Origin of the sequence: Enterococcus infantis (assembly GCF_049166715.1) — a bacterium.
GTDB classification, from domain to species: Bacteria; Bacillota; Bacilli; order Lactobacillales; family Enterococcaceae; genus Enterococcus_C; species Enterococcus_C leclercqii.
The window spans coordinates 275,444-297,975 of sequence record NZ_JBMHFB010000005.1 but is presented as its reverse complement, the minus strand read 5'-3'; the positions used below and the strand labels follow the sequence as shown (position 1 = coordinate 297,975).

The following is a 22,532-nucleotide window of genomic DNA, read 5'->3' as shown; positions in this document are numbered from 1 at the left end:
ACAATTTGTTGTTTGAATTCTTTTGAATAGGTTCGACGTTGACGTCTTGACATAAACAATCCTCCAGTGTGTTTTTTCTTATTCTACACACCTTATTTTTTCTGTCTAGTCTAGTGTAGCCGATCCACTCCGCTAGATACAAATGAAGGTAAGGCATTTGTAAAAAATATGCGTATATAATTTGTATTATTCACTAGTTTACTAGATAGTTCGCCACTTCTATGCTTCTCAAAAAAAGAAACGGGACAAGAAATTATTTTGGAAAATACAGTATTCCTAAGCTCAAATATATGTTCTTCACCGTATCTACTCACGAGATAAATACCTACAGAGGAAACCAAAGCCTGGGATAAAAAGAGACTGACTACTTTTAGAATTTCTATAGATCCAATATTTTTTTCAAGATCAATCATATTTCGAACGACTAATGGAATATAAACACCTATAATCGCACTCAAAATTGAAAAGAAAATACCCGGAATTAAAAAAATAGCCATCTTCCTAGAGCTTTTTCTTAACGTATCTATAATTTTCACTCCCCTCTAAATCCCATATGCAGTTTTTATCGACGGATTTGCTCGCGTCACTCCATAAACAGTAATTTCTGAAACAAATTGTTGAATTTCTTCTAGAGAAATACTCTTATCAATATGACAAATTCCAAAAACTGTAATAGAAGTTTTCACATCTGTTCTTCCTTCACTAAGGTTTTTCAGCGTCTCTGAATCAATCTTAACAACTCCCATTAGGACTGTTGATTTGCTTTCAATTACACTCAAACTTTTTGCAATCTCATCATGATAGCTCATAATTTGTGAATGAATAGCCTTTTTTAAGAAATCTGTGCGATTCTGATAGTAACCTTGGTCAACCAATAAATCAATTCTAGCAAGATCCATACTATTCATATTCAAAGTGATTTTCTCTGTTTCCGCCTTCATATACATTCTCCTCACCATCCATACAGATGGTTAAACTTTAACTGACTAGAATCTGTTTGTCAATATATTCAAATACCTTTTTACAAAGTATTCCACCTAAGGTAAAGCAGCAGCTCCTCGAGGTTTTTTAGCTTCCAAGAGTGGCCACTGCTTTATCTTAGGTAGATTCGGATCTTCTCATTACCTTGTAATTAATCATACCAACCAGAATAAGTAATCAAGATAGACCGAGAGCGATCCCACGCTGAGAATTTCCCGCAGATTGCTTCCAATTCAGACACGCAGACATGGACTTTAATAGGGACGATCCAATACTCTTTGCCGCGGCCCACCCTGCTTTTTCCCATGACTTTGTTTTTTATAGGTCTTGTATGACTCATAAGCCGCAAATCCTGCACCAACTGCGGCCCATACCCAATGTCCATTTGGATCAATGTTCATCACGGGGTTATTATCCGCATAGGCATACCCATTCATCGTCAACGGATCATCTTCATCGCCCGGATCTGGATCTAAAGATAAGAAGACACCTTGCGCTGGGTGATAATAGCGCGCCATCAAATAGTATAGCTGTGTCTCGGCATCATAGGTATACCCGGCATACCCGTATGGATTACTTTTAGCAATATCGGTCTTTGCTGTACTGCTTAGCACATTGCGCCCGTTTAACATTAGTTTTCGTAATTGCAGTATAGGCAGGCTTATTGTTCCAAGTCAGTGTTTTAGGATTCCAATCCGCATTGACCGCATTCAAACTTAATTCATTTGACAAATTTTCATAAGCATGCCACAAGTTATAAACTTTAAACTGTGCTTTTTGAATGGTCGCCTGGTTCAGTTTACTCATATCTGTTTTTAAATAGGCAACATTCAGTGGGTTTTCTCCAAATTTTCCGACCCATAAGGTATGTGCCCCCTGGCTTGGACGCCATAGTGCAGCCCCACTATAATTGGTCGTTGGATTCAACTGACGTGCATTTGCATTTTGTAACTTATTGTAAGTAATACTTGGATCAATATAAACTGGATATTCCCGCTCTTCGCTCTGTAACCAGTCCGTATCTACCCGTAAAACCAACTGATACCGATTTTTGGCCAGTTCAAAGAGTTCGTAAGATAAATTTTCACTAATCGCCCCTACACCCATTCGTTCGTCAATCTTTGAATCAGACATCATTGGACGCGGAATTTCATAGATTATCTGGCCCTTGATATTCCGAAAAGTAACTGCTCCAGAATCTTCTAGCACAGGACTTAACAAGGTCTCCAGCTGAAAATAGATAGATTGAAGTGCCATAGGTGCTTTTACAATTAAATCTTCTTTAACGGATCGATTGAAAACCGTTTGACGGAAATCTACACTCGATAAGACATCAGAGTAGAGAGCAACATTATCCTTCACTTCTGCCGTTCGATCTTCTGCTTTGATTGCAGGGACTTCTCCATGCATTGGTTGTTCCGGATCAGGATCTTCACTCTTCGTGTCCTCAGATTCAATTTTGCTTGTAATTGGATCGTTTGTGCTGACTTCTGTTGTCTGCTCTTCTCCCGAGGTATTTGCTTCTCCGAAACTTGTTGTGCTCCCTTGCAGCGAAAAGCGAATAGCAGTGTCTCTCTCACCAACTTCTTGATAAAGGCCCTGTTCCATTTGTAATAGAAATTGCGCTTGTAACTCGGTATTTTTTGGCTCTATAATCTTTTCTGTATCATCTGTGACCAGTTCAGTTTCAATTCGTTCAAGTTCTCCAGTCTCCTGATTTTCTATATGAATGGGCTCCTGATAAACTTGTTTCGTAAACGAACCGTCTCGATTGTCCAAAACAATTTCATTCTCGCTTCTTTCTTCGACAACTTCAGTAGGTGGATCCTCCTGCTTTGCATTCGGCTCATTACGAACGGGCGTCTCTTGAACAGTCTTGTCAAGTGAATTTGAATCCACTGTTTCTGCAAAAACCAACGAAGACGGACGGTATAATACTTGCCGACAGTAAAATCGCGACGCTTCCAATTAACCCTTTTTAAACCACTTTTTCTTTTTGCTCATGCTCGCTCTCCTCTCATTTCTTAAGTAATCTAATCTTTGCGAAGTCACTCGTCAGACTAGAAACGCCCTTGTTTCATTCCCTCGTAATGTCTTCATCGAGATGATAGTATCATGAGTCACAACTAAATCTAATCGTTTACATACAACCTTTCGAATATGCAACATTCCTTACATTTTTGTTATCCATTCATTATTACTTTCCCAAAAGTATAGGCAGTGTTACCTGCATTGTTAGCCACGAATTAATCTATGAAACTATCGCCAATGTGTGAATGAAATACAGTCCTTTTCTCTTGAAAAAGCATACTTCAACATGTCACTGCTAATGTCTAGCAAGTTGGTGGTTTCTTAATACTCTTCTTAATTTCCATGATTCAAGATCAATTACATGGCCTAAATTAGCAAGAAACTTGTTCAGGGTATCCAAGTTTATATCGTGTTGAGAATTAGTTTTAAGCAAGCCGAATGCTACTTGTACAAATGCTACTATGGTAATGTTTGGTATTTAGTATCAAAACGGTATACTCTATTGATACAAAAAAGTAGAATATCTGTCGATATTCCACTTTTTTGTATGAACCCTATTAAAATTGCTAAACTGCATATCGAGAAGGATTATTTTTGTACCAAGCAGCTTGAGTAGAAAACATAGAATAATATAGTCCTTTCGTATTACTTATTAGCTCATCGTGATTCCCCCTTTCAACAATTTGGCCTTTATCCAAAACTAGAATAGTATCGGTAAATCGCGTTGAAGAAAGTCGATGCGAGATATAGATTGAGGTCTTCCCAACCACCATGTCTCCAAAGTTTCGGTATAGTTCATACTCTGCCATGGGATCCATTGCCGCAGTCGGTTCATCCAGAATCATTACAGGGGAATTTTTGTATATCATTCGTGCTAAAGCAATTTTTTGCATTTCCCCGCCTGAGAATTCAACTCCTTCTTCGGAAAACTCTTTGGTTATATACGTAGATTTTCCAGAACTTATTTGAGTGAGTCGTTCCATCATCCCAGCATAAAGAAGCGCCTGATCTAGTCTTGCATCATCTTCAACCTGATTTCCAAAAATGGTCTCTCTCACCGAAAATGCTAACATTTTATAATCCTGAAAGATAGGCGCAAACAGTTGAGCCTTCTGTTCACCGGAAAATTCTTCCAGTGGTTGGCCATTCACCAAGATTTCCCCTGAAGTCGGTTCATACAGTCCACAAAGTAGTTTTATAAAAGTAGATTTACCAGCACCGTTGCCACCTACTATTGAAAGACTCTCCCCGGCATGAATTTTGACGGAAATATCATGTAGAATTTCATCTTCAGACCCAGGATACTTAAAGCTGACATTCCGGAATTCAATAGTCACTGGATCACAGCACACCATACTATTCAAAGCACTTTTTTGTTGTTTGGTTCCATCAAATTCGGTCATGAACCATCGATATTCTTCTATAAATGAAGCATCAAGAATCAATTCGGAAAACTCTGAAACCACGCCTAGCAGATTTGAAGAATATTGCTGGGCTGCATTGAATACCATAACAAAATTCCCAATTGCGATTTCTTTTCCAATCACTTTAAGTCCAAGAACCAAAATGATTATCAATTCTTGAAGAATTACAGCAAAGTCTGCCATAGAATTATTTTTGACGAGCATGCCATTGTGTCTTTTTGAAACCGAGATATAGTCTTCGCAGGTGGAATGAATCCCCTCTTCTACAATTTCCTCTGCTTGACTGGAACGTATTTCTTTTCCGTACTGGGGGCTATACATCAACTCAAAGAAATAATTGATACGTCTTGTGATAGGCGAATATTTCTCCCGCCAAAAATGCCACACTTTTCGATTTTTATTGTCAATAAAGATCCGGAACAAGACGGTCGAAATCATTATCAGTACAATCAACACACTCTGTTCCAGAACTAAAAATGTTAAGGAAAAAATGACCAGAACCTGATTGGTGATTATGCTGAGATGATCGATCACTCGAAAAAACGGCCCCTGGTCAGACGCCAGTACGATCAGGTTTTTGACACGACTATCTTCGTAATCCTGATAAGGTAGATTCCCCACCACTCTTGCAAGATCCGCTTTAAGTCTTAAAGCTGTCACTACAGTTTCTCTTTGTGTCCAATCCAAGGTAAGTTTTTGAAGACAGACAACAACAAGATAAAAGCCCATAGATATAAGAAGTGTACGGCTATCCTCGTTGGAAATTGACAGCTCGTTTGTCGCCAGAAGGTTGATCGCCGTTTTTATAAACAACAGCAGCAAAACAGGTTGTATACTTTTTGCGATTACTTGGAGGAGTGTCAGGACAATAAATACGGGATTCAGCTTTACCGTTTTTCCCAGAAGGAAAATGATATTTCGTAAAATTTTCTTATCCATTCGATTCACCCCTAAACGTAATATTCAGCTTGCTTTTGAAAAAGGTCTGCATACACACCTTTACGTTGAACAAGTTCTTCATGCGATCCAACTTCTTCACAGATACCATTGTTTAATACAACCACTCGATCACATAATTTAACGGAAGAAAGGCGATGCGTGATAAAGAGAACCGTTTGATGATTCGTCACCCCATCTATTCCCCAAAAGAAACGTTCCTCCGCCAGCGGGTCCAATGCAGACGTCGGTTCGTCAAGAATCAGGAATGGCGCATCCTTATAGAAAGCTCTGGCCGTTGCAAGTTTCTGTGCTTCTCCCCCGGAAAATTCAACTCCTTCATCGCTCAGTATTTTGGTTACTTCTGAATTCCATTCTTTATCCAGTGTTTTTAGTTTGGACGCGATCCCACTAGCCATTGTCACACGTTCGGCTTTATCTTTATCATAAGGTTGGCTAAGACAGATATTTTTCCAAACCGGAAGGGCAAATAATTGAAATCCCTGAAGCAAGACACTCATATTTTTCCGCCAAGATGATTTGTCCAAATGACTCAAGGACACGCCATTGATAAGAATTTCTCCGGATTCAGGAGTATAAAAACCACTCAGCAAATGAATGATAGTTGATTTTCCCGCACCGTTTAAACCAATCAGCGCTATTTTTTCATGGGCATGGATTGTGAAATTGATATTTTTTAGAACATAGTTAGACGCATTCGGATAGCGAAAAGAGACGTCTTTAAATTCAATTTTTAAGTTACTCGGACTACACTCTAATGGGAACTGCTCTTCTCCAGAATCGACCAGCTGCAAGTTATCGTCAAATTGATCGTACTGTTTGATCGCTTCAGAAATGATTTGAAGCTCACTGCTTTTCTCCAAGACAGCACGTAATCCTCCTGAAAATCGATTTCCAGAATTAATGATTAATGAAAACTGCGACAAATCGATTTTCTTCAGTATAAACAGGAGGATAGGCAGTCCAAAATCTGTCAAAACAGAAAGAATCTCAAAAAAGCATTCCGTGATTCGATTGAATAGATTCCCTCTGTTTAATTCTTTGATATCATGATTTGCCTTCTCAATCAGCTGGTGGTACTTGCTTTGCAGCAGACACATTAAATCATTGCATTTGATTTCTTTCGCCCATTTATAGTCAGTAGATACCTTGAATAGATAGTCCTGGCAGCGAGCTATTACGCCATCGTTGCGCTTTTGCAACTGCTTTTTACGCTCTAGTTCATTTATATTTTTCATTCTGAAAAGAGTCACCATGATCAAACAAAGGACAAGCAATGGACTGATTTTTAGTAAAGAGTACCCAAACAGAACAATGGAAAACAGACCACCCAGCAGCGGACTAATCACTTCCGAAACAATAGCTCCCACGCCGATTTGGGCACGAATCTTGGCCTGCTCATCACGTACCGTACTATCCTCTAACTGAAAAAACTCCGCATGAAGCATTTGAAAACCAAATTTGATTCCAGTCTTCATTCCTGATTGATTGACTTCCATATTATAGAAATAGGCGAGAATAATTTGAACTGTTCTCAAGATTCCAAGAAAAACAATATATCTTATCACCCCGCTAATCAACGCATCAGTGCCACCCCCGCTTTGAAGAATATCAATGCATTGACTGATTAAGATCACAGTCAGATATGGGGCTAAGGCAAGCAGAAAACTATTCAGCAGGCAAAATAACAGAATCGTTTTGCTCACACTTCTGCAGTAGGCAATTACTATTGAAATCGATTTCATTTTCATCAGATGTTCTCCTAATTAGCTAGATTATACTTTCGATATCCTTTAGTAAATGATCAATTAATATACTTTCCTTATCTCTTATTGTATGAATTTCATTGATTAACGAATTATACATAGACTCTTTTCGATACGCGCTCCTAAGAGCTAAGTTCTTAATTATCTTGGAATGTAAAATTAGCTCTTCAATATCATCATCATACTTCGTTTTGATACCATTCATTTCCAATACTTCTGAAAAAATTGAAAAATGCTTTTCTAAAATACTAAAGATTTTTACAAATGAGCTTTCTTTAAATGATTTTTCCTTATTGAGATATCTTTCCAAGAAATTGTAAATTCCAATTCCAAATCCAGATTCTAATGTAACAGGTGGTTTAAGTGCTATTTTATTTATGCTGTAAAAAAAGTAATAGTAGTCAGAAACTTTCCCTTCATCGTATTTTTCAATTCTAGGTTGTAGATAAACTTTTAACGCTTCTGAAAAATGCAATAATAAGTCAGCTTCATTTTGTTTGTTATTTCTATCTTAAGCTAGGAAATAGACACAGCGCTTACATTTTTTTAGATGCGAGGCTCAATTAGTTCCCATCCAAACCAGTTAATAATCAGATATAACAAATCAACCCCTCCTTTCTTGTATAAATTAAGTTTACTACGTTCACGATTCATGATATAAAATAGTAAAAAATAGTCTTTTTTTAGGGAGGGAACTCATGCTAAATGGTGATTTGATTAAAATAAAACGAAAGATAAGAAATATGAGCAGGAAAGATCTTTCACAGGGCATCTGTTCAGTCAATCTCTTACAACGTATTGAAAATCAAAATGCCAAAGTTGATTTTGAAATACTGTTACGCCTACTTGATAGAATGAATATTCAAATTGATGAGTATATACATGAGTTAAATAGCTTCTCCATGACAAAAAAAGATAAGTATAGAAGTCAGTTTATCTCAGTTGTCTCAAACCCGGACAGCACCCAGGTATTCTTAGATCAACTGGCAGTTGAATTTAAAGAAACCAACGATATGTTTTACCTGCTTCTTACTGTTGAAATGAAGCTGGTTTGTCAAAAACTCCCAAATCACACCAATATCACTATTTCAGATAAGGAAATAGAAATGGTCTACAAGCATTTAGAAGCTCTTTCCGACTGGGATTATTTTGAACTGGCAATGTATGGGAACTGCTTGCATATTTTCAATGAAAAACAGTTAACCTTTGACTTGAACGACGTATTGTCTAGATTCAACAGGACAAGCTCAATACAGAAGCACAAACGAGCAGAAGTAAAGTTTTTGGTGAATTACTTAATTATTCTCTTTGAAAATGATTCTCTTGAAATGGTTCCACTTCTGCTGGACGAACTATATACCCAAACTACAAGCAGTGATTATCTTAAGTGGCGAATTTATTGGAAATTCTTCAATGAACTATTTCTTTATTTGAATGGAGAAGTACTATTTGATCCGACCCCGCTGATCTCTCTTTTCAAAAACCTCGGTTATACAGAAGACGTCAAAAATCTCGAAGATATCTTTCTTTCTGTGAAGATGCAAGCCTCAACCAAAGGAATAGATACCCCTTTTAGCGTTTCATGAACTAACTCAGTTTGTTTTTGGAAAGATTGGAGGTTTGAATAAAAAGGAAAAAAGAGGCCACCATTTGATGTCCTCTAATTTCGGTTCTATTATTAATCTATTTCCTTCAATTATCAATTCAGTCGATCTATCAATGCTATTTTTTTATTTTCAACCTGGCCATTCATTATATACAGCGGAAACTAACGAATTTCCACTAGTTTTACCTGTTGCAAGATAAGTTTGTACCGCGTCAATATTGGATCCTTTGAATATATAGCTTAATATTCCTTTCATATTTACTTGAATATACTTTTTATTTGTTGATATCGTTGTCTAAGAGCGTATTGCTGACCATGCTGATAATGTAACACCACTCTTATATGAGTCTCCTAGTAGACTAAGTTGACTTACTTTTGAACTACTTATTTTTGCAGAAAAGTCTTGGTTGATGTGACCCCAGCCAATAGCAGGGATTGCACAGTTGACTTTCGCTACATAGTTGCTCCCATCTTTTGCAATATCCCTTGGTTGTATCAATCCACTTGATTTTTCTTCCTTAGCAATTTCTATAGTAGTGGAATCAACCTGTTGTTTCAATGAATTAATTACTGCTTGTTTTTCATTTTCTAGTTCTTTCTTAGTAACTATTTTGGTTTGATCGACATTGAATTTTAAGCTATCAAAAATTACTACATTTCCCTTTTCTAAAGACTACTTGTTTAGAGTTGCTTGAATCTCTTGCTGAGCATTCAAAATATCTTACGACGTATAACTATCAGAGTTCAATTGAACAGCGCTAGCATTTCTACTAGTTCCTAAAGAAAACGACAAACCAAGCAGGCATATTATTGAAACGATAAATTTCTTTTTCATTCTTTATTAGTTTCCTTTCTTTGACTTAAATTTCCGAGGCAGAAAATCAAAAAATACATATAGCATGACGTAGATGGTAAGAATTGATAACACTAATCCCCCTAAATCAATATCGAATGAATTAAATAGACTATCTCCTTTCATTGTTTTTCTGACAGTTAAGAATTTGAATGGAAACCCTAGAGTTGTACTTGCTGAAAGAACATTGAAACTAAATTTTTGAAAATACGGAATTAAAACATTTAATATTACAGATATTATTAATATGTTAGAATTAAAATATTTTCGCATAATAATTTCCTTCCCACTTATAATATGTCTCCTCTCACGTTATTTAAGTACATACAACTAAAATCCCCTTATTTCTGTAAACGTTTACATATTTATTATATTGGGGCTTCCGTGATGAGTCAACTCTATTACAACTATTATGTTTATACACATAACAGTTATTTATTTACTCATTTTAGCATTCTATTTTCCATGTTAATGAACAATCTATGACACAGACTTCAATTCTAGAAATTTTCTCATGATTGCCTGTTGAAATTGCCTCTTATTAAAGATAGGCGATTTTCTTTGTTCAATTATTTCTAGTTAATTATATTATCTGCCGTCAGCGTCTATAAAAGTGACTCCTTTTGCAGAACCCTTTAGTACCGGCTCACCAGTTGCAAGGGAGCGAGCAACTGTTGTTTTGGAGCAACCAAAGTGACTTGCGGCTTCTTTCACACTTTCCACCTGTTGAACCGACCCATCAGGATAAGTAATCAAGATAGACCGAGAGCGATCCCACGCTGAGAATTTCCCGCAGATTGCTTCCAATTCAGACACGCACACCTGTACCTGACAGACTTTATACTCCTGTTCTAACCAAGATGTATCATCACCCATGATTGCAAGCATCGTCCTTCGGATTTGTCGCTTTTCCTCTCTCTTATCCAATTGATCACCACCCAATTTTTACGAAGGGTACTAGGCACTAGATAGCTCTAAATATCACATCTTTCGCTAATCCTCTCGTCACCGGTTCCCCTGTTATCAAGCTACGTTCAATAGTATTTTTTGAACAGCCAAATTGCAAAGCAACTTCCGTGATATTCCTTGCTTTTCCAACAAGTCCATCAGGATAGTATATTTTAATCGGTTGCTCTTTCCCATTAATCGGACAGCTAGTGATACGCTCCATTTCTGTGATACACGCACGAATTTGACAAACCTTCTCTTCACTATTTTTCCAGGAATCATCATCACCCATGATTGCTAGCATTTTCTTCCGTATGTGTCTTTTTTGTTGCTTTTCATCCAATAAAAATCACCTCAACTCACAGAGCAATCCTCTTTATATTGTAATCAGCCACGTTGTGCAATTAAAACTGGCTGATCTCCAATCATCTGCCATCGACGCAACATGAACGTCCCACGTTTCCGCTCAAACAGCTGCAACTCATAGCCTTCTCGATTTTTTGGGGCTACATTTCCTTCTAAAAGCGCCATAAATTCCGAAGCAAAGATATGTTCACTTGATTGATATTTTGTCGCCTCTAACAAAGCAACTGGCGTTGAAGTCCGACTATGGTCTTTACCCGTAGAAATCAAGGTTTCTCGATGGATACCATACACCGCTTGATATTCTGGTACATAAACCGACACCCACATCATCGGTTGGGCACGCTCCAGGTGCCCAAGCAAATCTCCCACGCTCCGCATTGGAAAATCTTCTTCAATCACGTTCTCCGGAAGCTGTTCTAGTAGATCAGCTTCACAATAGCATTTCACCATAAATTCTACCTCCAGCTGCTATCCTAACACTCTCGCTTAACCCCACTCTACCGCAGAAAATACGATTTGAAGTTCGTCTGAATCCAGTTCAGATACTTCACCAGAATCCTTATTGATCACCGGAATAAAGTCGCTCGCCCAAGCACGAATGTCAGCTGAAAATTCATCCGCAATAATTTTCGGGACAGTTTTAAGCAGGTTGATATCATTTGTAAAAACAAAATGATTGTCGGTCGATTCTATGCTCAAAAAACCGTGAAGGCTGTTTGCTGGATCTAAAATTAGCACAGTATGGTCTTTTACTAAATAGTCTGGCAAAAAGGTGCTTTCATTCGATTTATTCACTCTTGTACACCTCTTAAATTCCAATTAAAATCCCCGGGCATGAGAAACCTTCCGGTACAATTCGACCGCAGGCAAATTCAGCTCCGCTTCAATCGGATTCACAATCATAGCTCCGCTTCAATCGGATTCACAATCATAGCTCCGTGGTCCTCTTCCAACTCATTCATCAGCTGCAAGTATCGTAAATTCTTCTCGCCCTGTCCCATGTCACCGCTGGCCTGAATATCCTCAAATACACTCGCAATCGTTTCTAGCGTCCGGATACCTGTATACCCCTGCTTCGGTTGATCCTCAAATTTAACCATGCTTTTTTTCCACCTTTCGAATTTGTTTTTTATTTTTCAAAACTTCTTTATCTATAACAGACTCAAACACGCTGGCGGGATAATAGCCATGTTTTTCAATCATAATATTTTCAATGACAAGCTTTGCCGAAGTGACTGCCTTCAGGTTCTCGCAATCCAGGTCATCTGCTTGGCTAATGTGGCCATAAACTTTTTTCCTCAACTCACGATAGACGCCTCGCGCCAGCTTCAGCCGAGACAGCAATTCTACATAGGTCATCTGCAATAATTCTTTTGTCGTCGTGTATTGGAAAAAGAACGGATCTGTTTCGACGGTCGGTTCTCGATACAATCCAGACCTGGACTCAATCAGTTGGTTCTCAAAAAAATCCAGCTCACAATTGGCACAGTGATACTGGCCCCCTTCTAGCTTCAAAACCTTTTTATTACAATATCGACAAATCATCACAAATCCCCCCGTTTTCACAAATAGTATGTCATGCTAAATAAACAATGCTGCTCTTCTTTTTCTGCTACAACTTATAAAGTTTGCATATATTAATCTCTCCTTTTTAAGAAAATTGACGAAACTCCTTGTCTCGGTACCTACCCAGATTTTCTTTGTTTCTCTGAACGGCCGTATTTTGCACTACAAAGATGTTTTTAAACCAAAATTGGAGGATACCTATTGATATCCTCCAACATGATTTGAATTTTAGGCTTTGAAATTTCTACTAACTGCATATGAAAATCATTAGTTCTTGAAACCTGCATAAATAATTTTCCATGTTTTTGGGCCCTCTAACACCCAATAATAATTATCATATTTTGTGTAAGAATCTAAAGCTCCTTGAACTTTCCCAGTCTTTATTGTTGAGTTCAAGAAAATTATGTTCTCTTTATTTTGATAAGAAATATCTAACATGGGTAAATAATTTACAACTAACTGGTTCGACTCTTTTTCATCGTACTCAATTGATAGTAGTCCCCCACTATCCAAATATTGGCTATATGAATTGACCACTTCATTGATAGCAGAACCAATCTCCTCTTTTGAGTATTTTTCAGAATTACCTATTTTCTCCGTTAGTTGTGAAGAGCACCCAGTGATTCCAAAGGTGACCAAAAATGTAAATGCCAATCGCGACAATTTCATACTATCACTCCAATCAGCCAGGTTTAATTACATATACATCATTCTCTTTAAAACTTATTCCGATTTTATCCCAGTTATCGTTCTTTCTATCAGAAGAGTGTTGACTTACATAAAGTACATTTCCCGTTTTACCTGTAACAATCGCACTATGCCAAGATCGCCCCGTCTTTTTCAAAACATAACTCAAAATATCACCCTTAACAGCTTTCTTGGACGCCCCACCATTGGTTGTGTGCTTTGTAACACTTTTCGCATTCATCTGCCAATATAGTCGAAATGTGTTGGCATTAATCCAAGCAACAGATGCCTTTGCCCCTGTACTTGTTTGAGAATAAGACCAGTCATAATTTGTTGGATATCCGGTTTTCCCATCTTTTGCACCGCCCGCTCTCAAAACTTGCGATGCAAAGTTGGTACAATCCCCGCCAGACCCTGAAAAGCTTACATAACTTTTATTATAGTTCTTTGCATATTTTAGTGCATAATTTACTGCCTTTACTCTATCATAGGTAAATGATCTCGAAGCAGCTCTAGCCATAGGTTGACTTGTTGCTTCTTCCTCCATAGTCCTGACTTCATCTCGAATATCATTTAAAGTCCAACTAGACACGGTTGTAATATCCTGTTGTTTACCATTTATACTTGGAAGTGATTCTCTATAAATATATTCAGCGGCATACGCTAGTATATTATCATATTGATCTACAGTCTTTAAGTTTTCATCATTTTCAGACAACAGTTGATTCAACAAGTATGATGACAATTCCTCTGACCCTACAAAATAATCTCTACCCGTGCTGTGCAAGTAACCTAACAATCGATTCTCAATTTCTCCAATGGTCATGTTCATCGTATTGTCATTTTCTCCAGTAGAGGGCGCCTTTTCAGATGCATTACTGTCAGTAACTGTTATAGAAAATAGAGCAAGAAATAGAACAACGATAGATACACAATATTTAAATATTTTTTTCATAAAATTACTTCTCTCAACTAATCCATCTACAAAGCGATTCTTGGATGTCATCAGATAACTGATACAACTCAATATATCCCAATTTTTTCAAGCTATTTCCCCCTCTCTATGCCGAGCAAACACCTAACAGAAAACACATTTATCTATCTTTGTGAAATGTTTTTCTATGATTTAGCATACCCTCGCCACACTTTTAAAACCGCTTACATTTATGTAATATCAGTCATAGCGATTTTTTGAATCTTATGTCAATTTGTAACGTGATTTGCTTTCCAAACAGCAAGTTTCCATAAAAATTATTCAAACACTGTACTTTTACTCCTAAAACTAAAAATCCATCGTGTATAGTTAGACTACTAACATCTAAACCCTCGGGGAGTCCAAAGTATCTTTCGTGTTCGGGTGATGGTGCTAGTCGAGAAATTTTGGTCGCACCAAAAACTGTTTCATAATAATGCAACGTTTCCTTGGTATTTTTAAATGTGAGACATGGGTACAGTTTTGATTGCATAGTCGGCCTCTCTCAGATAATTGCATTAGCAATTTTTATATGAAGTTCAAACTGTTTTCCTGAAATTTATCATTCTATCTGACATCGTAGAGAATACTTCCCATCTAAAAGAAAAATATAACGAAATGATTCTTCATGAAATATAAAAGCATCATGATTAATTGTAGTTATCATTTCTTTTGAATTACGAAAAGTATAATCTCCGTAAGTATAATCAGAATGGGAAAGCAATTCTCGAAACTTTGAATCAATCATCAAAATCTTTGAATAGATTTCGTTAAAATTCTCTATATTTAGTCTTTGAATCATTTGTATAGATTCGATTTTCATTTGTTTCACAAAAAAATCTATTCCTGTTGATTTTTCAACCCCGAATGACTTAATAGAACACCTTGCTTTGGAAAATTATTCCAAATAAAATCTGTCACTGGTTTATCTAGTGTATAAATCAGAGAGCAGTTTTTAAATAAGCTTGTCGATTCTCTATCTAGAACTTCATAAAAAATATGCTTGATAATCTTTGGAAATGCAGCCTCGAACATGTTCTAAAGAAAAATGTTCAATTTCCTCTAATTCTAATGAGATATAGAAAAATAATATTTCGAGTTATATATCAATTTTGTTTAACTCTGAAACGACTTGTCTAAAATCCATAGGGTTAATTACCTGCAATTCATCAAACGTATAAATTTTCAAAAACATACAAGTTTTAGTATATTTAGGTAACAAAATTTTTGATGCTTTTTCCACCGTGAAATCCCAATAATATTCTGTCAAATATTCTCCCTCCTTTATATATCATCTTATTTTTATAACTTTCAATCCAACGAGTGTTAACGCATGACTACAGTCACAAGAGTAGCCCCACTATCATTCAATAGTCTACTGTCCTCTCTTAAATTTATGTATAATATCGATTCCAATCTTTATTATAAATATGACTACTATCCAAAGAAATGTTGCTGTGAAGCAATAACACTAAGCAAAGTTGAAGTAAAACAAAAATTCCCTGAATTCCGTACAAGATAGACATCACTTTCTCCATTCGATTTTTTTGAAGCCGATTTGTTCACAAGAAAAGCTTTGTAACGACGATTCCAATTTCAAGAGATTAAAAAACGTAACTCAGCAGTTATTGTGAAGTCTGATGATATGATCCACAAACTTTTAATTTCAAACGTATTCTACACCTTAAAAAGCGAGTAAAGACTTCAGACTTCAAAAAATCTTCTATCCAGAGAATTACTGACGTCATTACTCGCTTATATTCGGTTATTTCTTTGCAGGACTAACCGATTTATCTTTAGTTTTAGAGTGCAATAAAGTATATCGAATATTTAATATTATGGGATTTAAACATCATTTTTTTGGTTTCGATATTTGGATTTATTATTCTATTTTAGAAAACAATTCCATTAACATCCGACCAGTTTTCTCAACTCCGGATTGATTTAGGGAGTCAACAATATGACTGCCGATCACTACGCCGTCGCACAGTTGATTGAATTGCTGAACATGTTCTGCACTAGAAATTCCAAATCCGGCTAAAACGGCTATATCGGCTTTTTGACAGATTTTTTTCAGATGATGTTCCAGCTTATCCTGATAGTTAGCATCTGTACCGGTAATACCATTAATCGTCACTGCATAGACAAAACCTTCTGCTTCAGTTAATAATTCGGTTACTCGCTCCTCTGAACTGGTTAACGTGACCAGTTGAATCAAGGCAATATCAGCCTGGTCCAGTGTTGGCTTGATTAATTGTCGATGTTCAAAGGGTAAATCAGGAATGATTACGCCTTTTACCTGGGTATTTGCCAAATCCTTTGATAGCTGAGACAAGCCATAAGTAAAGAAGGAATTAGTATACCCCATTAGTATCAATGGTACAGGAGATTGGAATTCTTGCAATTTCTGTATAATTTTTTTGAAAGTTGTGCCTAACTTTCGAGATTTGATTCCTGCCGCTTGAATTATCGGACCGTCTGCCACTGGATCAGAAAAGGGAATTCCGACTTCAATCGCATCCGCGCCATTAGCGGCCAACATTTGGATTTCACTTTCTAGTTTATCTAGCCCGTTTGCACCAGCCATGATATAAGGAACAAACAAGCTGTGAGCTACTTTCTTATTTTGGAGATAAACGGTTAATGTTTTTTTCATTCTTCCCCCTCCATTCTTTCTTTAACCTGCATTACATCTTTGTCTCCTCGACCAGATAGACAAACAAGGATTCCAGATTCTGGTGGCATATCACCAGCGATCTTAATAACTTCTGCAATCGCATGAGCACTTTCTAAAGCAGGTATGATTCCCTCTAGTTGTGTCAATAGATGAAACGCAGCTAGCGCTTCCTCGTCATCTACTACTGCGTAATTTGCTCGTCCAGTACTATATAGATAGGAGTGCTCCGGCCCTACCCCAGGATAATCTAGTCCCGCAGAGATCGAGTAAGCTTCAGTTACCTGCCCATCCTCATCTTGCATTAAATGCATGCGTGCTCCATGTAACACACCCATATTTCCTTCATTGATAGGTGCTGCGTGTTCTCCCGTATCTAGTCCCTTTCCAGCAGCCTCTACTCCTAAAAGTGGCACGGAATCATCCAGAAATGGGAAGAAAAGCCCCATTGAATTACTACCTCCGCCCACGCAAGCAACCGCTAAATCAGGTAACTTTCCTTCCGCAGCCAAGTATTGTTGCCGTGCTTCTTTGCCAATCACACTCTGAAAGTCTCGAACAATTTCCGGAAAAGGGTGAGGGCCCAAAACTGAGCCCATGACGTAATGAGTATCCTCCACATGTGCTACCCAGTATCGTAGAGCTTCATTTACAGCATCTTTTAAGGTACCCGATCCACTGGTAACACTGACTACTTTGGTACCTAATAGCTCCATCCGAAAAACATTTAATTCTTGGCGTTTAACATCAACGGCCCCCATAAAAACGATACATTCCATTCCAAGCAAAGCCGCTGCTGTTGCCGCAGCTACCCCATGCTGTCCTGCTCCCGTTTCAGCAACTACTTTATTTTTACCCATTTTTTTTGCTAACAAAACTTGTCCTAAAGCGTTGTTAATTTTGTGGGCCCCTGTATGGTTCAAATCCTCCCGCTTAAGATAGATCTTTGCTCCTCCTAAGTGTTTCGTCAGTCGCTCAGCGTAATATAAAGGTGTTTCTCGTCCTACATATTGCTTCAAGTAGTAAGTCAATTCCTTTTGAAAATCCTCATCGTCTTTTGCTACTTGATAGGTTTCATTCAATTCCCTTACAGCATACATCAATGTTTCTGGAACAAACTGTCCCCCGAATTCTCCAAAAAAACCTGCTGCATTCGGTTGATTATACATAGTTATCTCCCCTTTACTCTTTCAATAAATGCTTTTATTTTTTCCAAATCCTTGATACCATTTGTTTCGACACCGCTAGAAACATCTACAGCAATCGGTTGAAAATGGTCTATTACGGAGGCTACATTGTTCACCTGTAACCCTCCTGCAACCATTAGCTGCTTTTGAGGAAGTGTCGACACATCCAAAGCTTGCCAGTCAAAAGTCTTTCCATTGCCCCCTGCGAAATCCTGGGATGGCGCATCTAATAATAAGTAATCCGCACCAAATGGTAGAGTCCCATCTGATGTTTCGCCATTTTGTGCAGCAATTAATGGTACGGGTAACCTACCTGCAGGAATGACTTGATGAATTTGGACCAAATCTAATTTGGCAATGTCTATCGTTTCTTTCACTTCTTCAATTTTAGGAGAGACGAATACTCCAACCTTTTTCACACGTTTTGGTACATTGATAGTCATGGCTGCTACTGCTTCAGGTGTCACTTGACGTTTACTTTTAGCAAATACAAAACCTAGAAAATCCGCGCCCATGTCACAAGCAGCCTCAACGGTAAATTGGTCCATCAAACCACAAATTTTTACTTTAACCACAGCGAGACACCTGTAATTCTTTCATTTTTTCTGCCACATCTTCACTACGCATCAAAGTCTCTCCTACTAATATTCCTTGATATCTCGCAGTTACCTGGTGAACATCTGTTTTTGATTTAAAACCAGATTCACTAATGTAAATACGATCTGACAATTGTGGTGATAGCAAAGCACTAGTTTCAATCGAGACATCGAAAGTCATCAAATTTCGATTATTTACACCAATCAAATAAGCACCTAACTTTTCTGCTCGTCGCAGTTCTTCTAGATTATGAACCTCTACTAATACTTCTAATTCAAGCACTACAGCTTTTTCAAATAAATGATAGAGTTGTTTTTCAGTTAGAGCAGCTACAATCAATAGCACAATACTGGCTCCTGCGTTTTTCGCGCGAAGCAGCTGTTTTTCCGAAATAATAAAATCCTTGCACAATATGGGCAGACTTACAGTCTTTGCAATCAACCTTAAATCTTGAATATTCCCTTTAAAAAAAACTGGATCTGTCAGTACTGAAATAGCAGCTGCACCAGCTTTTTCATAAGTCTTTGCTTGTTTTATGATGTCCACTTCTTGATTGATAATTCCTTTTGATGGTGAGGCACGTTTGATTTCTGCAATTACTTGCATCTGTTGAGTAGACTTTTGCATTTTCGAGTAGAGATTCGGTCGCCTTGTAACTGGCAGCCTTTCTTCCAAGGGCATTACAGCTACTTCTTTTTGTTTTTCCTGCAAAATACGAGCTAAGAAATCCATTTACGCTACCTCCTGTTGCCGCAATAGCTGATTTAATTTGTCCATTGCTGAACCGTAGGCAATTACCTGTCGTGCTTTATCAATGCCCTCATTGATGCAAGAGACTGCTCCTTTGGTATAGAAACCTAACCCAGCATTTAACAAAACTGTATCTAGATATGGTGATGGTTCATTGTTTAAAACTGACAGTAAAATCTGTGCATTTTTCTGGGCGTCTCCTCCAACAATCGCTTCTAAAGGATAATAAGGCAGCCCGATCTCTTCTGGACCGAAGCTATGTTCTGTCACGCCATTATCAAACAATGCATAGTGAGTTTCACCAGAAAGATTGGCTTCATCCATTCCATGAGCTCCGTGAACGACAATTGCTCGCTTACGACCGATCCGTCCTAGCGTTTCAGCTGTTTCTCTTAATAAATGGCCTGCAAAAGTTCCCATTAATTGATTTTCTAACACTATCGGATTGGTTAAAGGTCCTATCAAATTTAAAATGGTCGGTGTTGCCAGCTCCTTACGAACTTTAGAAACATAACGCATACTTGGGTGCATCGCTGGAGCAAACAAGAAAGCAATTCCAACCTCATTTAGGAAATAGCTGATTCTATCAACTGACGAATTCAACTGAACACCCAGCACTTCAAGAACATCTGCACTGCCTGAGCGGGAAGAAATACTGCGATTGCCATGTTTCGCCATGAAAATTCCCCCACCAGCCAAAACAAATGCCGTTGTGGTAGAAATATTGAAGCTGTTACAATAATCACCGCCCGTGCCACAATTATCCATTGTCCCATGAGGAATATTTTGAATTTGAAGTGCAGCCTTTTGTAACACTTGAGCAAATGCAGCCATCTCAACGGCTGTTACTCCTTTTTGTTTTAAGCAGCCGAGAAAAGCCCCAATTTGGCTATCCGATAAATTTCCTGTAAACATCGACTCTGCTACTTGGGTCATTTCCTTTTCTGTGAGATCTTGTCCTGAATATAAGCGTTCCATGATTTCTTTCATTTTCTTTCCTCCAATTCTGCTAAAAAATTATCAATAATCTGTTTCCCACTCTCAGTACCAATCGATTCAGGGTGAAATTGCAAGCCATATAGTGGATAATCTCGATGCTTAACTCCCATAATCACATCACCACACCTACTGGTAACTACTAGATAAGGAGGCAAGCTTTCCGACTGCAACATTAAAGAGTGATAACGCATTACTTTCAATGGATTGGCCAGTCCTACAAAAAGATCTTTTTGATTGTGCCTCATCTCTGAAATCTTTCCGTGAAAGATTTCAGGAGCAGCAACGACTCGTGCACCAAAAACTTCTCCTATTGCTTGATGGCCTAAACAAATACCAAGTAAAGGTTTCGTCTTGTAAAAACAACGAATCAAATCTTCCATTTTACCAGCATCTTGAGGTTTACCCGGTCCCGGTGAAAAAATGATTGCACTGGCTTTTTCTGCCACTGAATGGAGAGTAGGATCATCATTTCGAAGAATGATCACTTGATTGTTTCCTAAATAGTCTCGTAGGTTATAAGTAAAAGAATCATAATTATCAACTAGTAAAATCATTTTCCTACCTCCAACAAGGCTTTGGCTTTTTGAAGTGTTTCATGATATTCATTAGTTGGATTGGAATCGGAAACAATCCCTGCTCCGGCTTGAACATACGCTTTTTGATTTTTTATCAGAACTGTACGGATGCCAATTGCAAAATCTCCTTCGCCGTTACAGGAGACATATCCTACCCCACCGGCATAAACGGAGCGCTTCACTTTTTCAAATTCATAAATACGTTGCATCGCGCGTATTTTAGGTGCACCGCTCACAGTTCCAGCTGGTAGCGTGGCTCGCAAGGCATCCATAATCGTTAAGCTTGATTTCAAACGACCAGTAACTAAACTGACTATGTGCATCACATAGCGATATTTTTCTACCACCATTTTCAGCGGAACCTGAATAGTCCCAACTTGACTAACCTTGCCTATATCATTGCGTCCCAAGTCTATCAACATCATATGTTCCGCCCGTTCTTTAGGATCAGCCAAAAGCTCTTGTGCTAAACGGTCATCTTCTACAGGGTCATCACAACGAGGACGTGTACCAGCAATCGGATTAGTCGTGACCATTCCATCTTTAACGCTTACTAGACTTTCCGGTGAACTACCAATTACTTGATATTCACCAAAGTCCATATAATACATATAAGCAGCGGGGTTCGAACTTCTTAAATGTCGATAATATTCAAAGGGATCAAACAGAAATTCCGCCCTTAAGCGTTGACTTGGCACTACTTGAAATAAATCACCTTCAGTTATTAATTCTTTTGCGCGTTTAACAGTCGTTTCAAATTCCTTTTGTGAAGTATTACTGGCATATTGTAAAGAGAAGCTCTTACTGACAATTGATTCTTTAGGATTTACTCTTTGAAGATCAGCAATCAAAGTATCAATTCGCTGTTTCATATTCACTTCCGAAATCTCCTGATAAATATCCGTATGAACAAAATGTACCAGTTCTGTTTGATGATCATAAATTACAAATAGATCATACAGATAAAAATGCATATCCGGAATCTGTAACTCATCTTCTGGAATAATCCCTATATCTTCATAGCATGCGGCAACATCATAGGCCACATACCCTATAGCCCCTCCTTGAAATGGTAACTTTTCTGCCAATTCTGTTTCTTTAATCACAACTTTTTCTAGTTCAGCTAAAGGATCATCTATGAACTTTTGATAGCTGTGACATGAAAACTGTCCATCTTGATAAATCAATTCATCTACCGGATCAATTCCAACAATGCTGTAACGAGCTTTCTTACCTCGCGAATCACTTTCTAACATGACCTTTTTTGGTCCTTGCAGTCGCAGAAAAATCGCGACAGGTGTTAAGTGATCCCCTTTAATTGTCTTTATGACTCTCATTTCTCTCATCCTTCCTTTTTTATCAGTACAGATGTTGGAAAAGTGAATGAATCCGATAAATAAAAAAAGCCCTCAAGTCAGCTTAGGCTGACTTGAGGGCGAAAGTTATTCACGGTACCACCTCAATTATTTACTTTGTACAAGAAAAGAGTGCACAAAATAAATATCTTTATCAGTCGTCCAACAACAACCTTCCTCTATAACGGGAGTTCCCGAGATTACCTACTATTGTTCAATAATCCAGCCAAAAGTCCA

At 37.8% G+C, this 22,532-nt stretch carries 26 protein-coding genes and 1 other annotated feature (1 of these 27 cut by a window edge); of the genes, 1 reads left to right on the top strand and 25 read right to left on the bottom strand.

Annotated elements, in window-relative coordinates:
- Positions 1-110 precede the first annotated feature (110 nt).
- The 7 genes from ACOMA8_RS08090 to ACOMA8_RS08060 form a co-directional block, all read right to left on the bottom strand.
- Positions 111-536 carry an ABC transporter transmembrane domain-containing protein gene (locus ACOMA8_RS08090; RefSeq protein ID WP_421369913.1) on the bottom strand — a complete coding sequence of 142 codons (426 nt, stop codon included), beginning with the start codon at positions 534-536 and terminating at the stop codon, positions 111-113.
- A gap of 6 nt (positions 537-542) precedes the next feature.
- On the bottom strand, positions 543-941 hold the full coding sequence (locus tag ACOMA8_RS08085; RefSeq protein ID WP_421369912.1) for a hypothetical protein: 399 nt from the start codon (positions 939-941) through the stop codon (positions 543-545).
- A gap of 294 nt (positions 942-1,235) precedes the next feature.
- The gene (locus ACOMA8_RS08080; RefSeq protein ID WP_421369911.1) at positions 1,236-1,595 is read right to left on the bottom strand and encodes an RHS repeat-associated core domain-containing protein; all 360 of its coding nucleotides are present in this window, start codon (positions 1,593-1,595) and stop codon (positions 1,236-1,238) included.
- Positions 1,561-2,949 (bottom strand): DNRLRE domain-containing protein, encoded by a 1,389-nt coding sequence (locus tag ACOMA8_RS08075; protein WP_421369910.1) that lies wholly within the window; start codon positions 2,947-2,949, stop codon positions 1,561-1,563. Before ACOMA8_RS08075 ends, ACOMA8_RS08080 begins: the two co-directional genes overlap by 35 nt.
- A gap of 629 nt (positions 2,950-3,578) precedes the next feature.
- Positions 3,579-5,375: an ABC transporter ATP-binding protein gene (locus ACOMA8_RS08070; RefSeq protein ID WP_421369908.1), complete on the bottom strand. Its 1,797-nt coding sequence runs from the start codon at positions 5,373-5,375 to the stop codon at positions 3,579-3,581.
- Positions 5,376-5,386: 11 nt separating this feature from the next.
- Entirely contained in the window at positions 5,387-7,144 is a 1,758-nt protein-coding gene (locus ACOMA8_RS08065) for an ABC transporter ATP-binding protein (RefSeq protein WP_421369907.1), read from the bottom strand.
- A gap of 19 nt (positions 7,145-7,163) precedes the next feature.
- Complete coding sequence (locus ACOMA8_RS08060) at positions 7,164-7,634, bottom strand: hypothetical protein (RefSeq protein ID WP_421369905.1); 471 nt, start codon at positions 7,632-7,634, stop codon at positions 7,164-7,166.
- A gap of 223 nt (positions 7,635-7,857) precedes the next feature.
- Between ACOMA8_RS08060 and ACOMA8_RS08055 the strand changes: the two genes are divergently transcribed.
- Positions 7,858-8,745 carry an Rgg family transcriptional regulator gene (locus ACOMA8_RS08055; protein WP_421369903.1) on the top strand — a complete coding sequence of 296 codons (888 nt, stop codon included), beginning with the start codon at positions 7,858-7,860 and terminating at the stop codon, positions 8,743-8,745.
- A gap of 315 nt (positions 8,746-9,060) precedes the next feature.
- Here the strand turns inward: ACOMA8_RS08055 and ACOMA8_RS08050 are convergent, their stop codons facing one another.
- From ACOMA8_RS08050 to trpE, 18 genes are all read right to left on the bottom strand, one after another.
- Positions 9,061-9,324, bottom strand: a complete 264-nt coding sequence (locus tag ACOMA8_RS08050) for a hypothetical protein (protein WP_421369902.1) — start codon at positions 9,322-9,324, stop codon at positions 9,061-9,063.
- A gap of 882 nt (positions 9,325-10,206) precedes the next feature.
- The gene (locus tag ACOMA8_RS08045) at positions 10,207-10,545 is read right to left on the bottom strand and encodes a hypothetical protein (RefSeq protein ID WP_421369901.1); all 339 of its coding nucleotides are present in this window, start codon (positions 10,543-10,545) and stop codon (positions 10,207-10,209) included.
- Between the two features lie 37 nt (positions 10,546-10,582).
- Entirely contained in the window at positions 10,583-10,909 is a 327-nt protein-coding gene (locus ACOMA8_RS08040) for a hypothetical protein (RefSeq protein WP_421369899.1), read from the bottom strand.
- Between the two features lie 44 nt (positions 10,910-10,953).
- Positions 10,954-11,382 (bottom strand): hypothetical protein, encoded by a 429-nt coding sequence (locus ACOMA8_RS08035; RefSeq protein WP_421369898.1) that lies wholly within the window; start codon positions 11,380-11,382, stop codon positions 10,954-10,956.
- Positions 11,383-11,418: 36 nt separating this feature from the next.
- Positions 11,419-11,727: a hypothetical protein gene (locus tag ACOMA8_RS08030; protein ID WP_421369896.1), complete on the bottom strand. Its 309-nt coding sequence runs from the start codon at positions 11,725-11,727 to the stop codon at positions 11,419-11,421.
- A 104-nt stretch (positions 11,728-11,831) separates the two neighbouring features.
- Positions 11,832-12,032, bottom strand: coding sequence for a hypothetical protein (locus ACOMA8_RS08025; protein ID WP_421369894.1), 201 nt, complete (start codon positions 12,030-12,032; stop codon positions 11,832-11,834).
- On the bottom strand, positions 12,025-12,477 hold the full coding sequence (locus tag ACOMA8_RS08020) for a hypothetical protein (protein WP_421369893.1): 453 nt from the start codon (positions 12,475-12,477) through the stop codon (positions 12,025-12,027). Before ACOMA8_RS08020 ends, ACOMA8_RS08025 begins: the two co-directional genes overlap by 8 nt.
- A 288-nt stretch (positions 12,478-12,765) precedes the next feature.
- Complete coding sequence (locus ACOMA8_RS08015) at positions 12,766-13,167, bottom strand: hypothetical protein (protein WP_421369891.1); 402 nt, start codon at positions 13,165-13,167, stop codon at positions 12,766-12,768.
- Positions 13,168-13,180: 13 nt separating this feature from the next.
- Positions 13,181-14,140 (bottom strand): amidase domain-containing protein, encoded by a 960-nt coding sequence (locus ACOMA8_RS08010; RefSeq protein WP_421369889.1) that lies wholly within the window; start codon positions 14,138-14,140, stop codon positions 13,181-13,183.
- A 580-nt stretch (positions 14,141-14,720) separates the two neighbouring features.
- A complete protein-coding gene (locus ACOMA8_RS08005; RefSeq protein ID WP_421369887.1) occupies positions 14,721-14,990 on the bottom strand; it encodes a DUF7006 family protein in 270 nt (89 codons plus the stop codon).
- A gap of 267 nt (positions 14,991-15,257) precedes the next feature.
- On the bottom strand, positions 15,258-15,428 hold the full coding sequence (locus tag ACOMA8_RS08000) for a hypothetical protein (RefSeq protein WP_421369885.1): 171 nt from the start codon (positions 15,426-15,428) through the stop codon (positions 15,258-15,260).
- Between the two features lie 612 nt (positions 15,429-16,040).
- Positions 16,041-16,814, bottom strand: a complete 774-nt coding sequence (trpA, locus tag ACOMA8_RS07995) for a tryptophan synthase subunit alpha (RefSeq protein WP_421369883.1) — start codon at positions 16,812-16,814, stop codon at positions 16,041-16,043.
- Complete coding sequence (gene trpB / locus ACOMA8_RS07990) at positions 16,811-18,001, bottom strand: tryptophan synthase subunit beta (RefSeq protein ID WP_421369881.1); 1,191 nt, start codon at positions 17,999-18,001, stop codon at positions 16,811-16,813. Before trpB ends, trpA begins: the two co-directional genes overlap by 4 nt.
- A 2-nt stretch (positions 18,002-18,003) precedes the next feature.
- Complete coding sequence (locus ACOMA8_RS07985) at positions 18,004-18,594, bottom strand: phosphoribosylanthranilate isomerase (RefSeq protein ID WP_421369879.1); 591 nt, start codon at positions 18,592-18,594, stop codon at positions 18,004-18,006.
- Positions 18,587-19,348 carry an indole-3-glycerol phosphate synthase TrpC gene (gene trpC, locus ACOMA8_RS07980; RefSeq protein ID WP_421369877.1) on the bottom strand — a complete coding sequence of 254 codons (762 nt, stop codon included), beginning with the start codon at positions 19,346-19,348 and terminating at the stop codon, positions 18,587-18,589. The genes ACOMA8_RS07985 and trpC overlap by 8 nt, the downstream gene beginning before the upstream one ends.
- A complete protein-coding gene (gene trpD, locus ACOMA8_RS07975) occupies positions 19,349-20,356 on the bottom strand; it encodes an anthranilate phosphoribosyltransferase (protein ID WP_421369875.1) in 1,008 nt (335 codons plus the stop codon). It abuts the gene before it with no gap.
- Positions 20,353-20,919, bottom strand: a complete 567-nt coding sequence (locus ACOMA8_RS07970) for an anthranilate synthase component II (protein ID WP_421369873.1) — start codon at positions 20,917-20,919, stop codon at positions 20,353-20,355. Before ACOMA8_RS07970 ends, trpD begins: the two co-directional genes overlap by 4 nt.
- The gene (gene trpE, locus ACOMA8_RS07965) at positions 20,916-22,277 is read right to left on the bottom strand and encodes an anthranilate synthase component I (RefSeq protein WP_421369871.1); all 1,362 of its coding nucleotides are present in this window, start codon (positions 22,275-22,277) and stop codon (positions 20,916-20,918) included. Before trpE ends, ACOMA8_RS07970 begins: the two co-directional genes overlap by 4 nt.
- A 91-nt stretch (positions 22,278-22,368) precedes the next feature.
- Positions 22,369-22,532 (bottom strand) — a binding site (T-box leader) (it continues 88 nt past the right edge of the window).

Bases quoted from the DNA above. Each gene is read 5' to 3' on its own strand.
- ACOMA8_RS08085 (WP_421369912.1), bottom strand. From the start codon at position 941: ATGAAGGCGGAAACAGAGAAAATCACTTTGAATATGAATAGTATGGAT.
- ACOMA8_RS08070 (WP_421369908.1), bottom strand. From the start codon at position 5,375: ATGGATAAGAAAATTTTACGAAATATCATTTTCCTTCTGGGAAAAACG.
- ACOMA8_RS08065 (WP_421369907.1), bottom strand. From the start codon at position 7,144: ATGAAAATGAAATCGATTTCAATAGTAATTGCCTACTGCAGAAGTGTG.
- ACOMA8_RS08055 (WP_421369903.1), top strand. From the start codon at position 7,858: ATGCTAAATGGTGATTTGATTAAAATAAAACGAAAGATAAGAAATATG.
- ACOMA8_RS08035 (WP_421369898.1), bottom strand. From the start codon at position 11,382: ATGGTGAAATGCTATTGTGAAGCTGATCTACTAGAACAGCTTCCGGAG.
- ACOMA8_RS08025 (WP_421369894.1), bottom strand. From the start codon at position 12,032: ATGGTTAAATTTGAGGATCAACCGAAGCAGGGGTATACAGGTATCCGG.
- ACOMA8_RS08020 (WP_421369893.1), bottom strand. From the start codon at position 12,477: ATGATTTGTCGATATTGTAATAAAAAGGTTTTGAAGCTAGAAGGGGGC.
- ACOMA8_RS08015 (WP_421369891.1), bottom strand. From the start codon at position 13,167: ATGAAATTGTCGCGATTGGCATTTACATTTTTGGTCACCTTTGGAATC.
- ACOMA8_RS08010 (WP_421369889.1), bottom strand. From the start codon at position 14,140: ATGAAAAAAATATTTAAATATTGTGTATCTATCGTTGTTCTATTTCTT.
- trpA (WP_421369883.1), bottom strand. From the start codon at position 16,814: ATGAAAAAAACATTAACCGTTTATCTCCAAAATAAGAAAGTAGCTCAC.
- trpB (WP_421369881.1), bottom strand. From the start codon at position 18,001: ATGTATAATCAACCGAATGCAGCAGGTTTTTTTGGAGAATTCGGGGGA.
- trpC (WP_421369877.1), bottom strand. From the start codon at position 19,348: ATGGATTTCTTAGCTCGTATTTTGCAGGAAAAACAAAAAGAAGTAGCT.
- trpD (WP_421369875.1), bottom strand. From the start codon at position 20,356: ATGAAAGAAATCATGGAACGCTTATATTCAGGACAAGATCTCACAGAA.
- ACOMA8_RS07970 (WP_421369873.1), bottom strand. From the start codon at position 20,919: ATGATTTTACTAGTTGATAATTATGATTCTTTTACTTATAACCTACGA.
- trpE (WP_421369871.1), bottom strand. From the start codon at position 22,277: ATGAGAGTCATAAAGACAATTAAAGGGGATCACTTAACACCTGTCGCG.